At 55.9% G+C, this 254-nt stretch carries 1 protein-coding gene; it reads left to right on the forward strand.

Annotation, left to right across the window (positions count from 1 at the left end; translation table 11 throughout):
- A partial coding sequence (locus KVT34_RS30610) for a hypothetical protein (RefSeq protein WP_217563334.1) occupies positions 1 to 233 on the forward strand: 233 nt, incomplete at its 5' end.
- Between the last annotated feature and the right edge of the window lie 21 nt (positions 234 to 254).

A 254-nucleotide genomic window follows, 5' to 3' on the forward strand; every position in this document is an offset into this window, starting at 1 on the left:
AGGCAATGAGCCGGTTTGGAGAGAGCCATACAACTGTTGTTTTGTGGCAGCGTTTCGAAGTTTCTCACAGGGAGATGTTCGACTCCCTCTGGGGTGCGGTCGAGTTTGTTCGGAACACCGCGTTTCGACCGAGCCGTGTTGAACTGCATGTTCACCGCGGAGGGCACGATGTGTTGATCGCCGGCGACGAACTTGCACTGCTTCTCGCGGAACACGAAGAGCAGAAGGCCTGATGAAACAGGGTCAACTCCACG

Source organism: Paenibacillus sp. GbtcB18, from assembly GCF_019091125.1.
GTDB lineage: Bacteria > Bacillota > Bacilli > Paenibacillales > NBRC-103111 > Paenibacillus_F > Paenibacillus_F chitinolyticus.